General features: G+C 56.6%; 12 protein-coding genes. 5 read left to right on the top strand and 7 right to left on the bottom strand.

From position 1 onward, the window contains the following. Positions 1-28: 28 nt before the first annotated feature. Positions 29-1009: a glycosyltransferase gene (locus F5984_RS00630; RefSeq protein WP_152121855.1), complete on the bottom strand. Its 981-nt coding sequence runs from the start codon at positions 1007-1009 to the stop codon at positions 29-31. Between the two features lie 224 nt (positions 1010-1233). Here F5984_RS00630 and F5984_RS00625 point away from each other — a divergent pair, with 224 nt between their 5' ends. Next, on the top strand, positions 1234-1692 hold the full coding sequence (locus tag F5984_RS00625) for a YsnF/AvaK domain-containing protein (RefSeq protein ID WP_152121853.1): 459 nt from the start codon (positions 1234-1236) through the stop codon (positions 1690-1692). A 30-nt stretch (positions 1693-1722) separates the two neighbouring features. Further along, positions 1723-2778: a YsnF/AvaK domain-containing protein gene (locus F5984_RS00620; RefSeq protein WP_152121851.1), complete on the top strand. Its 1056-nt coding sequence runs from the start codon at positions 1723-1725 to the stop codon at positions 2776-2778. A 115-nt stretch (positions 2779-2893) separates the two neighbouring features. On the opposite strand, the gene F5984_RS00615 is transcribed toward F5984_RS00620, so the two are convergent. Beyond that, complete coding sequence (locus F5984_RS00615) at positions 2894-4276, bottom strand: Gfo/Idh/MocA family oxidoreductase (protein WP_152121849.1); 1383 nt, start codon at positions 4274-4276, stop codon at positions 2894-2896. A 139-nt stretch (positions 4277-4415) separates the two neighbouring features. Further along, positions 4416-4712 (bottom strand): SCP2 sterol-binding domain-containing protein, encoded by a 297-nt coding sequence (locus tag F5984_RS00610; protein ID WP_019988052.1) that lies wholly within the window; start codon positions 4710-4712, stop codon positions 4416-4418. Positions 4713-4835: 123 nt separating this feature from the next. Here F5984_RS00610 and F5984_RS00605 point away from each other — a divergent pair, with 123 nt between their 5' ends. After that, a complete protein-coding gene (locus F5984_RS00605) occupies positions 4836-5321 on the top strand; it encodes a hypothetical protein (RefSeq protein ID WP_152121847.1) in 486 nt (161 codons plus the stop codon). A 22-nt stretch (positions 5322-5343) separates the two neighbouring features. On the opposite strand, the gene F5984_RS00600 is transcribed toward F5984_RS00605, so the two are convergent. Further along, on the bottom strand, positions 5344-5934 hold the full coding sequence (locus F5984_RS00600) for a hypothetical protein (RefSeq protein ID WP_152121845.1): 591 nt from the start codon (positions 5932-5934) through the stop codon (positions 5344-5346). 6 nt (positions 5935-5940) lie between these two features. Further along, entirely contained in the window at positions 5941-6366 is a 426-nt protein-coding gene (locus F5984_RS00595; protein WP_152121843.1) for an ABA4-like family protein, read from the bottom strand. A gap of 127 nt (positions 6367-6493) precedes the next feature. Here F5984_RS00595 and F5984_RS00590 point away from each other — a divergent pair, with 127 nt between their 5' ends. Then, complete coding sequence (locus F5984_RS00590) at positions 6494-8155, top strand: FAD-binding domain-containing protein (protein WP_152121841.1); 1662 nt, start codon at positions 6494-6496, stop codon at positions 8153-8155. Between the two features lie 303 nt (positions 8156-8458). Continuing rightward, positions 8459-11155 (top strand): sialate O-acetylesterase, encoded by a 2697-nt coding sequence (locus F5984_RS00585; protein WP_185155380.1) that lies wholly within the window; start codon positions 8459-8461, stop codon positions 11153-11155. A gap of 5 nt (positions 11156-11160) precedes the next feature. On the opposite strand, the gene F5984_RS00580 is transcribed toward F5984_RS00585, so the two are convergent. Continuing rightward, the gene (locus tag F5984_RS00580) at positions 11161-12675 is read right to left on the bottom strand and encodes a M28 family peptidase (protein ID WP_152121837.1); all 1515 of its coding nucleotides are present in this window, start codon (positions 12673-12675) and stop codon (positions 11161-11163) included. 39 nt (positions 12676-12714) lie between these two features. Further along, positions 12715-13956 carry a serpin family protein gene (locus F5984_RS00575; RefSeq protein WP_152121835.1) on the bottom strand — a complete coding sequence of 414 codons (1242 nt, stop codon included), beginning with the start codon at positions 13954-13956 and terminating at the stop codon, positions 12715-12717. Positions 13957-14003 lie beyond the last annotated feature (47 nt).

Raw genomic sequence — 14003 nt, 5'->3', positions numbered from 1 at the left:
TCCAGCGTCTAACGTCCAGTATCCAACGTCAGTATATTACCTCTCGCCGTTCTACAAAGCTTTGGTACTCAATAGCCGGAATGAACTGCGGTTGGGTACGGTAGGTCAACACAATAAAAACCAGAAGTAGCGAGATCAGGAAGGCCTGCATAATCACCACCAGAAACGAAAACACCAGAAAACTGCCCCAGCTGGGTACCCCCGGCTTAGGGCCAAAATCAGTAAAGAACCGCACCACCACCACCAAACCAATGCCCACTACCGAGGCCGCTGCAGCCAGCACACAAAATAAGGCAATACGCACGGCCGTGGTATCCATCAGGACCGACACGGTGCTGAGGCCGTGCAGAATGAGCGATACAAAATTCATTTTCGACTCGCCCGCCAGCCGCTTGCCACGTTCGAGCGGAATGGCCGTGTAGGGTAACCGCGACCGGATAACTCCGCCGGGATAATTATTCCAGATCTCCGACACGTGCGCCAGTTTACGCAGCAGCGGGGCCGGTACCAGGCTGAAATTACCAAACGTAATTACCTTGCCCGTCAGCAGCCGGAACATGCCTTTGTAGAGGGAATAAAACACCCGAAACAGGAGTCGCTCCCGGCGTTTGGCACGGTGCGCAAACACCACATGGCCGGGTTGCTGCTCCGAAGCTGCCACCAGCCGGGCAATGTCTTCGGGTTGGTCTTCACCGTCGGAATCCATCACAATCACCGGGCAGGACACTTTCTCGTCGGCCAGGTACGACAACCCCAGGGCAATGGCCTTCTGATGGCCCACGTTGCGATACAAACGCAGAATAGACAACGACCGCCCAATGCCCGTTGGCAACGTGCGGTAATCCTGCGCCGAACAGTCATCGACCACCAGAAACGAGAGCCGGTCCAGTAAGGGAGCGGGCACCACCGCGCGCATCCGTTCGAGCAACAGGCTTAGTGCCTCCCAATCATTGAAAAGAGGAATAACAACGTAAATGGTATCAGAGGGAGTTACCGTCGAACTGTCCAAAGCAGGTGGTGATTGTACGCAACAAAAATAGGGCTTTATCGGAATAGTCCTAAATGACGCTCAATATGCTTACTCAACGGCGTTCACTCTAACCTATTTATCAGTCAAAGAAACCACCTATTTACCCGAGCAGGCTCACGAAAAATTTAATTCGGATAACGAAATTTTTCAAAACAACCCGCACCCCCACCTGTTCACCTACTAAACCCATAGGCAATAAATAAATGGATAATCAACCGGAAAAGCAGCCCAACACAGAACAGGAGCCAGGGCCATTTGAGCAGACCAACTCAGTGGTGATTCCGGTTCGGGCGGAAGAACTACGGGTGGATAGCCAGCTTGTCGAAACGGGTCGCCTTCGGGTAAGCAAATCGGTCGAGGAAACGGTGCAGTCGGTTGAGTTGCCCGAAATGCATGAAGAAACGGAGGTCTATCGGGTGGCCGTCAATCAGGTTATCGATACAGCTCCCCCGGTACGGCACGAGGGCGATACGCTCATCATACCCGTGCTGCGCGAAGAGGTAACAATTCTTAAACGACTGATTTTGGTCGAAGAAGTTCACATTACCCGCAAGCCCGTGCACACCTATCGGCAGGAGACCGTGTCGCTACGGCAGGAGACGGTCAGCGTCGAACGGGTACCCAGTGCATCACCCCCAACGGACTCATCTGCTGAGTTATAAATGAAGTATCAACGTTAAAAAAACAAAACCATGGCACAGACCGTGATCGGCGTCTTCGATGATGCCTCAGAAGCCCAACAGGCAATGCAGGAATTGATGGAAGCGGGTTTCTCGCGCAACAACATCGACCTTTCAGCGCAAACCAGCTCAGACATGACTGGCAGCAGCTCGTACCAAACTGATAGCTCATACACCCACGAACACCGCGAGGAAAAAGGCGGCATTAGCGGGTTCTTTGCGTCGCTCTTTGGCACCGACGATGACGACGATCGGCGGATGCGCGACAATTACACCACCGTGGGCGACCGTCACTCTATTCTGACCGTACACGCCATGGATGCCGATGAAGCCCAGCGGGCAGCCGATATTATGGACGATGCCGGTGCGATTGATGTCGACGAGCGGGCCGAACAATACCGGAGCGGCACCTATGCTGGTAACCGGGGCTCGTACACAACCGACGAGGGCTACCCGGGTTCAACGCTGGGCACCGGTGTATCGGCCGACCCACTTGCCCCGGCCTACGGTGTCACCTCAGGCATTACCACTTCAGGTACGACCAATTATGCCGATACCAACCTGAATGAGCACGATAATTTGGATCGGGGCCGGATGGATCGGGACGAGTTCAGAAACACCACAAACGACGAGAGCCTCAACATTCCGATTATCGACGAACAGCTGAACGTAGGCAAGCGGACCGTAGAACGGGGCGGTATGCGGCTGCGGAGCCGGATCGTAGAACGGCCCGTAGAAGAGAGCGTCCGCCTGCGCGAAGAGCGGGTCCGGGTTGAGCGCAACCCCGTGAACCGCCCGGCCACCGACGCCGATTTTACGGCTTTCCGCGAGGGCGACGTCGAAATGGTGGAACATGCTGAGGTACCCGTGGTGGGCAAAGAGGCCCGGGTTGTGGAAGAGGTTCGCCTGAATAAAGACGTGACCGAACGCGACGAGACCATCCGCGATACGGTGCGCCATACCGATGTCGACGTGCAAAACCTGTCGGGTACCAACGCCGATATGCACCGCACCGACTCCGACCGCACCATCGACCCCGAACGTGACGTAACGAATCGGGGGTTGTAGGAAAAAGGAGAAAGGGAGGAAAGGAGGAAAGGAGGAAAGGAGGAAAGGGACGCAAGCGTAGTTTCATCTTCTCCTTTCCTCCCTTTCTTCCTTTCCTTCTTCTCTCCTTTTCTCCCTATTTCACAAACTGATTGGCGTAATCGAAGTTGGTGATACGCATCGCTTCGCCGTCCCAAAGCAGTTTTTTGCGACCCGGAAACTGCTTGCCCTCGCGGTACATAAAACTACGGGTAGCCAGATTGCCCATCAGTACGGTTTCGGTGAGCGGCCCGGCCTCCTCGAATGACGACGAGGTGTAAGCGCCGTACCCCTGCTTGCAGGCTTTGACCCATTGCTGCTGATGCCCTTCTACGTTGCCCTCCACCAGCGGCTTTTCGGGGTCAGGGAGCTTTTTGCCGTTAAATTTTTCTTCGGGAAACAGGCGCGGATTATTGCCAAACAGGCCCGCCGTGAGCATCCCTTTGGAGCCGTAGAAAATCATGCCCCCGTCCTGACTGGCAAACATTACTTCGTAGGGTATGCCGTCGGGCAAGGCCGGCCGGATGCCTCCATCATACCACGAAAACTTAATCTCCTTCACCTTGGGGTCGGCCGATGGAAATGTGAGGTGAATAGCCGCCGAAGGTGGGCACACATCGTCGAAAAAGGCCTCCTGAAAAAAATCGGCGTACACCGAACCCACGCTACACTCGACCGAAGTGGGGTATTTGAGTTTCAGAGCGCGGAAGGGTACATCCATAAAATGGCAACCCATATCGCCGAGCGCCCCGGTTCCAAAATCCCAGTAGCCCCGCCACCGGAACGGCATGTAAGCCTCGTGATACTCGCGGAACGGAGCCACCCCCAGCCACAGTTTCCAGTCGACCTCAGGCGGTACGGGCTGGCTTTCGCCCCGGTCTTTGGGCGACTTCACCCCCTGCGGCCAAACGGGGCGGTTGGTCCAGCACTCCACTTTGTGTACGCGCCCGATGAGACCTTTCTGAATGTACGTCTCAATGTGCCGGGTGGCATCGCCACTGCTACCCTGATTGCCCATTTGGGTCACCACTTTGTATTTGCGGGCGGCTTCGGTGAGCATCCGGGCCTCGTGAATGTTGTGCGTGAGGGGTTTTTCTACGTACACGTGCTTACCCAATTGCATAGCCGCCATAGCGATGGGTGCGTGCATGTGGTCGGGCGTGCTGATAATGACCGCGTCGAAGGTTTTCCCGGCCTGATCGAACAGGTGCCGGTAATCCTTAAAGTATGGTGCCTGCGGAAACTTGGCCCGGTACTTTTTAGACTGCCGGTCGTCCACATCGCAAAGGGCCACCACATTGTCGGTGCCCCCATTGTAGGCCTGCTGAATATTGTAGTCAGCTTTGCCGCCACAGCCCACAGCGGCAATATTCAGTTTATCGGAGGGGGCCACAAAGCCCCGCCCCAGCACGTGCCGGGGTACAATATAAAAACCAGCGGCCGCCACGGCGCTGGTTTTGAGAAAGTTGCGACGCTTCATACAATGAGTGATTGAGCGAATGAGTGATTGGGTGAATGAAACCCGAAAACGGCGTTTCCTCGATATGCTTACATAAAAGAGGGCAGAGTCTCCTTTCTCCCTTCACTCAATCACTCATTCGCCCAATCGCTCATTCACCTTATCCCATAATCTGCCCCATTTTCATGGCCAGACCCATATCGCCTTTTACTTTCAGCTTACCGGTCATGAAGGCCATCATGGGGTTCATATCGCCGGAACCCATCTTTACGAGGTCAGACACACTGACCGAGATAGTCGTATCGGCGGGCTGATCGTCGTTAGTTACGACGGCGGGCGACTGACGGGCGTCGATAAAAATAGGGCCCTGATCGGTATCAATTTTCACGGTAGCGTCGAGGCCGTCGGCATGGGCGGCTTTCAGTCGGATCTGCTCAGTAAGTTCCTGTAAAGTCATTGGTAATTGGTTTTTCGTTTGTTTTGCTCTTTGAAACGTAATGGCTACCCTGCCGGGGAGGCCGCCTGTTGGCGTACTACGTTTTGTCAAAACTATACCGGATTTATACGAATTCAAAAAACGATGACTTCATCTGATTCTGCGACCCCGTCGGCCCGCCCCAAACGCTCCGACTTTCTGACCCTGCTGTGCATCCTGACGTTTATGAGCTGCGGAATCGGCCTTATCGATAGTGCCACATCATACACCCGAACAGCCGACGTGGCCCGCACCCAGCGCATCGACCGCCCGCGCGAGGTGGACCCCACCAAACCCCCTGAGTATTTCGAAGACCGCTCTAATAGCGATGATCCCATCCCCGGCGACCCCGAAGAAATTCGGCCGTTGGCCGCTTCGAGCTTTGTCTACAACCTCATCACGCTGGTGGGTGCCTTGCTAATGTTCTTCGGGCGTCGGCTGGGTTTTTTCGTGTATGTAACGGGCGTATTGGTGGGTATCATTGCGCCCATTGCCTTACTTGGTTTCAGCGCATTGCACACTTCATTTGGCGTGTTTTTCAGCCTCATTTTTGTGGGCTTGTACGCGTATAGCTGGAAGGAGTTGCGATAGAATAGCACGCGAATGACGCCAATTAGCCCGATTTTCGCCGATTTACATACTTTTCACTGCCTGACTGGAGTTTTTCCAGAGCAGTGATTTCGCGGATCGAATACGGTTGCGTGCGGTTACAGCGGCTTGTCCAGAAGGTATCCAATGTAAAAGGCCGAGACAGACGCGCCTGAATCTGGCTACTTCCATCGAAATTATCTCTGATCGCATAGATGATATAATTCGCACTTACACTGGCAAAGTTGTAGCCGCAGGCAGCTATCCTAACAGGCGTAAACACCGTGATAACATCTCCCTTGTGAGCACCTTTAAAACCATGTAGTACTTCGATGATTACTGCGCGGGTTGAGCCCCAAATATGAGGGTGAGCAGGCAAACGGGCAACGGTCTTGAGTAGCCAAGCCCCCTCCAGTAGATTGACTGTTTGCGTGTCAGCCCAGGGCAGAAACCTCATTATCTTTATTCGTCCGTAAACCACTAAATCAGCTGCCTGGTACTCTGCCTGAACGCTACGCAATGGATCGCAGCTACAGCCGTAACCTGAGTATGGTTTACAGAGCCAGAGTCCCAGTAAAAGGCCAAAGAAAATAGGAGGTTGCCGGAAGCAAATCATAGCTGTTTACTTCCGGGATGCCACCAGCCGCACAATTCCATACAACAGTAAGCCCGTGGGACCAAGCATGAAACAGAATAGCAGACAGGGAACCAGCAAACCGTGGTGAATCTGGCGTTGCTGCCCGTCGCGGAGTACCCAGCTACCGGCTACCAGATCGAAGGCGAGGTAATGAACCCAACCCGCCAGGGCCGGGCCTTTGTCGCCCGAACCCAACAGCGACATAACACCCTGCAACGTGCTGAAAGCCATAAAGTCAAGCGGTTTCGAGCCGGTGAAGAGGTAGGCCAGGTACATCACGGCCAGAACCATCGGGATTACGAGCGTTGTCACAAGCCATTGGGTCACCCGCCAGCGCGGGGCTACGGCCATCAGCAACCATTGCGGAAACACCAGCGCGTTGGCCAGCGTGAAAGCGGTTTCGGGAGTCATATCAGGTTTGGTTGTGCAGGATTGAATCCGAAGGTACAAGATTAGGCGGATTATAATGTAACACGTTGGCCGTGCAATGGCAAGCGAGGTCAGGTCTCTAACCGGCCCAAAACAAAAAGGGTCAACAATGGCTTCATTGAAGGGTTTGCCGAGTTATTCGGCCCTGCCCGACCCTGTGGAGACACGCCCGACGATAAACATCCTGTGGTTCAAACGCGACCTGCGCCTGCGCGACCATGCCCCCTTGCAGGCCGCTATCGACGCCTGCGCGGCCGGTGTCCCGCTGTTGTTGCTCTATTGTTTTGAACCCTCGGTAGTGGCTGATCCGAATTACGACGGACGCCATTGGCGTTTTGTGCACGAGTGCCTTACCGACCTCAACCGCCAACTCGCCGACCTGCAACTGGCGTCCCCGGCGGCATTGACCATCCAGCCGCCGAAGCCTGTAGAATGGTTGCCGTTTGTGTTTGACGAGGAAGCACCCCTACCGCCAACAGCGGCCGAACGCCCGGCACCCGGCCCGCAACAGCTCTGGGTGTTTCACCGGGAAGTGCTCGACGTACTTACCGAGTTAAATAGCCAATACACCATTCAGAACTTGTTTTCACACGAAGAAACGGGCCTGCGCATCACCTTTGAGCGCGACAAAGCCGTGGCCCGTTTCTGCCACGAGCAGGGCATACAATGGCAGGAGTTTCAGAGCAATGGCGTGATTCGGCGACTCACCAACCGTACCGACTGGACGGCCCGCTGGTATCAGACTGTTCGGGCTCCGCAACAACACCCCGACCTACCTCACTGGCTACCCGCCCACCTCGACCCCACCTGGTACGAGCAGCAAAAAGGGGGCCCCTTACCCGATGCGTGGCAACAGCCCAATGGACGTTTTCAGCCGGGCGGGGAGTACAATGCCCACCGGTATCTCCACTCCTTTCTCACCGACCGGATAGCCCTCTACGCGCAGAGCATCTCAAAACCGCTCGAAAGTCGGCGGGGATGCAGCCGCCTGTCGCCCTACCTCGCATGGGGTTGCCTGAGCATTCGGCAGGTATTTGGGGCGCAACAGGCCGCCAAAGGAACCAGCAGGCATAAGCGGCAATTAGCCGCCTTTGCGTCGCGGTTGCGGTGGCATTGTCACTTCATCCAGAAGTTTGAGAGCGAAGACCGAATTGAGTTCGAAAATGTGAATCGGGCGTTCGACGGCCTCGCCAAACACACCAATCCTGAGCAGTACCAGGCCTGGGCCGAGGGGTGCACCGGGTACCCGTTGGTAGACGCCTGTATGCGCTGCCTGAACCAAACCGGGTACATTAACTTTCGGATGCGGGCCATGCTCACGTCATTTCTGACCCACCATCTGTTTCAACACTGGAAAGAGGGGGCCCTGCATCTGGCACGGCTCTACACCGATTTTGAGCCCGGTATTCACTACGCGCAGATTCAGATGCAGGCCGGCATGACCGGTACCAACACCGTGCGCGTGTACAACCCCGTGAAGCAATCGCAGGAGCATGACCCCGAGGGTGTTTTTATCCGACAGTGGGTGCCCGAGCTCACCCATTGCCCCAACGCCTACATCCATCAACCCTGGACCATGCCCCCACTTGAGCAGGCACTTTATCGGTTTCAGGTTGGGGTCGATTACCCGGCTCCGGTTGTCGACATTGCTGTCACCGGGCGCGCGGCCCAAACCGAGCTCCACCGGCCTCGCAAAACAGCCATTGGTCAAGCCGAAAAACAGCGCATCCTGACTCGACACGCTATTCCGAAAGAATCGCCCAGCCGATAAAACAGACAAAGAACCCCAATTATTTACTCAGGTTCTTCGTACACAATTACACCGAAAAGCATACTCAAAACTTACTTAAACACAAGCTCAAATACAGCAAGTACAATATTTCATACAAGGCGGCCAGAGACCCGGTAAAAGCTCAGTTATAAACCGATTAATCCGCCCAAATACATATGAAGGTTTAGAAATAAATAGACACCTTTACGCATAATAAAAACATAGTACGTTTGCTTTCATCGGCGTCCAATTGCCAGTAATTAGATGCTGATAGTACACCCGGCCCGCCGGGTACCACCCACCATGAGCCGTTACAGTATGCCGTCATTTTACCGGTTTCTATTTCTTCTATTCAGTACCCTGACCATTCAGGCACAATCCATTACCCTGAGCACCCCACAAGCGCGGGTTGTTTATCAGCGTGCCCTGAACAATGAAGCCCGCGTACCCGTAACGGGCATCGCTCCCACCGGCACCACCCGCATTGAGGCCCGTCTTTTGCCGTTGACTGAGGGGCTGGGAACATCCACCAACTGGCAATCTCTCTCGTTCATTAATGGTACAACCGCGTTTCGGGGGCATGTGCGGGCACAGGGAGGGTGGTATCAGCTTCAGGTACGTGCCAAAGCCGGTTTTGCGGTGCTGGCCCAAACCACGCTGAACCGGGTTGGTGTGGGCGAAGTCTTCGTGGTAGCGGGCCAATCCAACGCATTGGGTGTGTTTGAAGAATCCGTTGATGCCACCGACGACCGGGTTTCCTGCATCGACTCTCGGCAAGACGACCCCGCCGAGCAATGCCTTCTGCTACCGTTTAGCCGGGCCGGTGCCAAAACGAACGTTGGCCCGGCCAACCCTCCGTACATCTGGACTATTCTGGGCGATAGCCTGACCCGACGGCTCAACGTGCCGGTCTTGTTTCTGGGTGCGGCTCAGGGGGGCACCTCCAGCTCCGAGTGGGCCCAAACCGCAAGTGGCGTGGGCCCGGCGTACCTGTCGCCCTACCGCCGGTTGGGAGTTGCGTTACGGCACTACGCAGCCCGGACGGGGTTACGAGCCGTTCTCTGGCATCAGGGCGAAAGCGACAATCTGGGCGGCACCTCGGTACAAACGTATGTAAACAACCTGCTCACGGTGATTCAGAAAACCCGTCAGCAAACCGGCTTTGCGCAACTGCCCTGGCTCATGTCGCGCGCCAGCTACATCAGCGGCACCACCAGCAATGCCATTATCCAGGCACAAAACAACCTCATTACCAGCACACAAAACATCTGGCCCGGCCCCGAAACCGACCTCTACACGAGTGACTCTCTGCGACTCGACGGCCTGCATTTTGGGGGAAACAAGGGGTTAAGCCTACTGGCCACCCTTTGGAACGAACGGCTCTCCGGTCAATTTTTCAACTCGGCAACACCGTTCATGCCCGACTCGGTGGCCATGCTTACCACCGGCTATATTTTGCCACTCAGCCGCCGTCCGGGCGATACCCTTTCGGTGCCCTTCGTACAAACAGCTCCGTTATTGCCCGGCAACTTGTTCCGGCTTCAACTGGCCCGCGCAACCGACGAGGTAATTGTGGCTCAATCAGAGCTCGTTACTGACCAAGATCCGATTCGTTGGATTATACCCAATCGAATTGGGCCGGGCGTGTATCGGGTGCGGGTGCAAACCACCTCGCCTGTTCTGAATAGCAGCTGGAGCGAACCTTTTCAGATCGACCCGGTAGCGGCACCAGCCATAAACCCGGCCCCTTCGACCCCGTTCGTGACTGGCGGGCAGCCCGACCCCGCCATCGTGCGGATCGGGTATCGGTACGATGCGCCAACGCACGGATTCGAAGCGTTGGTGTGGGCGTCGGAGCCGGTCGAGATACGGATGCAACGGCTCGATGGCGGCTTGTTTACCGATACGAACTGGACCCTAGCGAGCCCAACAGCCAACTTCCCCAGCTTTAACCAGTTCCGAAACTACCCGCCGGTGGCCTTGGGTGTGGGCGGTATTGAGTGGGGCCGGTACCGGCTGTCGGTACGGCGGCAGGGCGACACCGGCACGGGGGTGTGGGTTGAAGGGACTTTTCTGGACAAACGGCATACGGTGTACATCGCCAACGAAACGGCACCAACGCCCAAATCCCTCCCCGACCAGGCCGATCTGGCTTTGCAGATGCACGTCGATAAGCGGGTTGTGCCCGTGGGTGGGTACCTCACCTACACGATTCAGGTCACCAACAACGGCCCCGACGATGCCACCCATATTGGCCTGACCGACCGACTGCCCGATGCCCTCCAATTCGGTACCAGTACTGGGGTGAGCGCGTTGAGTGGTGTACTATCCACCACATTGGCCGGACTGGAACCGGGGGCTACCCAATCGCTCACGTTCAGCGCGGTTGTTAGGGCACCGGGCGTATTCGACAATCGGGCCGAAATTACGGCCCTCGACCAAACCGACCCGAACAGTTTGCCCGGCTCCGGCACCGACGATGGCGAGAACGACATGGCCGGTACCGACGTCCGCACCCTTGATGGGGTGCTTACCCGCCGGGTGTCGCCCAACCCCAACGGGCGTGTGCTACCGCCCGTACTTTCGAACCAACCCCTCCCCGACTCGACCCACACCGACCTCAGTCTCACCACCGAGCTAAGCCGACGTGTTGCCCAACCCGGCGACACGCTTCAGCTACAGATTCGGGTGACCAACGCGGGCGGGCTTTCGGCATCAGCGGTTTCGGTGCAAACTACCCTCCCGGCAGGCTGGCAACTGCTGCCAACCGCCGGTCAGAGCCAAACGGGCGGGGTGGTTATGGTGCCAATCGGCTTAATCGATGCGGACCAAACTGGCACACAGGTGCTTATCTTACGCGTTGGAGCGGTCAGAGGACCGTTTCAGCTCCGATGCGAAATAAGTACGGCCACCGGCACCGACCTCGACTCTACGCCCGGCAATGGTAACCTGAACCGGGGCGAAGACGACGAGGCCGTGGCAGATGGCCGTATTCGGTAAGGACTTTACCGTTCGAGCTTAAAATTGGGATCAACGGCGGGGCGTTTGGGATTGTTGGCCACGGCCCAGCCCGTTCGGTACATCCAGCGGGTTACGTTGGTTAGCTTCCGAATATCGATTCGGTCGGGCTCGTCGTTGGCCGTGTGGTAATCCGGGTGCAACAGAGTAGTAAAGCAAATGGCCGGAATTCCCGCCCGCGCATACGGCAGGTGGTCACTGCGGAAATACCAGCCTTCGGGGTGGTCGGGCCGGTCCCAGAGCGTATCGAGCTTGAAATTGGCCGTAGCCCGGTTGGCCGCCAAAGCAATATTGACCAAATCGGGTGAGTTGCGGTGGGGCACCTGAGAGCCCAGCAGCGCGGCACTGTCGGGGGCATTCCGGCCAATCATCTCACCGTTCAGGCAAGCTATAATACTGTTTTTAGGCACCGTTGGGTTATCTACAAAATACCGCGAGCCCAGCAGACCCCGCTCCTCGGCCCCGTGAAACACAATCAGCGCCGACCGCTTACCGGGCTTCTTCACAAACGCCCGGCCAATAGCCATGGCAGCCGCGCAGCCCGTCGCGTTGTCGTCGGCCCCGTTGTAAATGGAGTCGCCCTCGATAAACGGACGCCGGAGCCCGTCGTGGTCCTGATGGGTACTGAACAGCACGTACTCGTTTTTGAGCACGGGATCGGTGCCCGGCACTTTGGCCACAATATTGACCGACGGATAGCTGAAGCTCTCGACGTTGACGATGTTGGTAAACTGCGCGTCGGGTTGCTGCACCCAGGGCAGGGCCTTAGCCGGTAGCCAGATGGTGGGTGCCTGGCTGAACACCCGGGTGTTTGGGCCACCGGGCAGGTCGTACCGGCCGGCATCGTAGGCTCCACTCCACCGCTCAAAAATGGCTTGCGCGGGCGCATCCGACACAAATAAAACAGCCACCGCCCCGGCCTTTACCAGAGCCGCCGACCGCTGCTGCATGCTCGAAAACAAGAACCGCCGGTAGCTCATATCGCCCGGCGGATTGCCCGAAAACAGAATCGCAACGGCCTTGCCCTTCACGTCGACCTTTGCCAGATCGTCGGGTGTGCCGGTACCTACGTACACCAGCGGAGCCACCACTGAGGCAATGGCCGGTGCCAGCGCAATGGCATCCTCGCCGTATTCGAGGGTACGGTTGCCGATGGTCAGGCGGCTGGTTTCAGAAATACGGGTGCGCTGAAGGTGAAAAAACTGAAAGTACGTACCGTCGTCGCCGGCCGGTTGCAGGCCCATAGCCCGGAGCTGTTCGGCAATCCACATAGACGCCCGCAGCTCGTCGAGGGTACCGGCCCGGCGTCCCCGGAAATGATCACCCGAGAGGGCAAACAGGTCGCGCTTAATATCGGCCTCTTTAATGGCGCCCACATTGTCGGGGCTGTTGGGCAAGGGCTGGGCCGTACCGGTGAGCATACAGCCCAGCCACAAAGCCACCAAAATGTTAGAAATGCGTTGTGCTATCATCCGTTGTCCAACCGCATCTATTGGACTCATTAACTCAGGCGGTTGGTTCGCCTAAATTAGCATCTGCCCTTATCCGTTGGTCTGCGGATTGGCGATTTTCCCCGTAAATAGCACCGTACCCGACGTTTTTTCGTGGATGACAAACACAAACGGCCGGTCGCAATGGTACGAGGCCGGCATCGACGTGACCACAATTCCGATGGAGGTGACGGCGGCTGCTTCGGTGCCTTTTTCATCGACGGCGATAAAGGTATTCTGCTTCACGAAATCGGTTTTGAGTCCGCCCTCGCGCCGGATGCCGGAGAGGTCAGCCGCGTTGGAGAATGCGGTTGGCATACCCATTTTAGACAGAATGTTGTTCAACTGAATTTCGTAGTTCAGCGTAAACCGGGGCATCCCGATGTCGATAGTCCCCTCCGTCATGTCTTTCTGGAGAGCAGTCCACGCGGCACCGTTCAGGCTATTGATGAGCGCATCGGCCGATGAGTTTTCGGCGGGCAGCAGCACCGTCATGGCAAAGTTGCCGTTGGCGTAGGGCAGCTCAAACGCGGTGTACGTAGGCCGGAACACCCGACGCAGGCCGGTGTTGAGCCGCATCATGTTCACATTTTTGGTCGCCCCCGACGCCAGCCGGAACGGCATTTCCACGGTTTGCTCGGTTTTGAACTCGGTTTTCCAGTCGCCCTTGAAATACAGGGCATTGAGCAGAAACATAACGTGGTCGGGCTTCACCTCCTCAATCACCTTCTGAATTTTACCGTTCGTTTGGTTGCTCGCCCAGGTGTTGATGCGGTCTTTGGCCGTAGGGCTGGCAAAATCGAGAGCCGTTACTTCGGCCTTAAAGCTTTTCCGCAGCACATCCTCAAACGACGTTTCGACGGCAAACCCCTGCCGGTACCAGACCGAGTTGGCCAGCGTTAGTTTCACCTTGGGATCAACGCCGGGCAGGTTTTCGAGCAGATTGGTGTAGGTCTGATTCGCTTCGGCCAGCGTTTGGGCATCGAGCTTGAGCGTTTTCTGGATTTCGGTCGCGGTTTGGCCCTTGGCTCCGTTGAGCAACATACCCAGCGCCATGTGCAGGCTCAGGGGCGACACAAACGAGTTGGTCTCTCTACCATCCTGCGCACTAACCTGCTTGAGCAGATCAAAGGCAAAATCGGTGGTTTGGGCGGCAAACGGAGCCGACACCCGCAACGAGCCGGCCGTGCTGCCGGGGTCGGGCGTTTGGGGCGACGAGGTGCAGCCCACTACCAGAGCGAGCGTAGTAGCCACGGTAGTGAGCAAATGCGTACCTATGCGTGCTTTTTTCATTGTTTTGCTGTTTAGGTAAACCGGGAATCGTGGACCACCGACCTCCT

The sequence above is a fragment of the Rudanella paleaurantiibacter genome, from assembly GCF_009184635.1.
Lineage (GTDB): Bacteria > Bacteroidota > Bacteroidia > Cytophagales > Spirosomataceae > Rudanella > Rudanella paleaurantiibacter.
The sequence above is the reverse complement of the archived record's forward strand: the minus strand, read 5'-3'. Positions and strand labels throughout refer to the sequence as shown.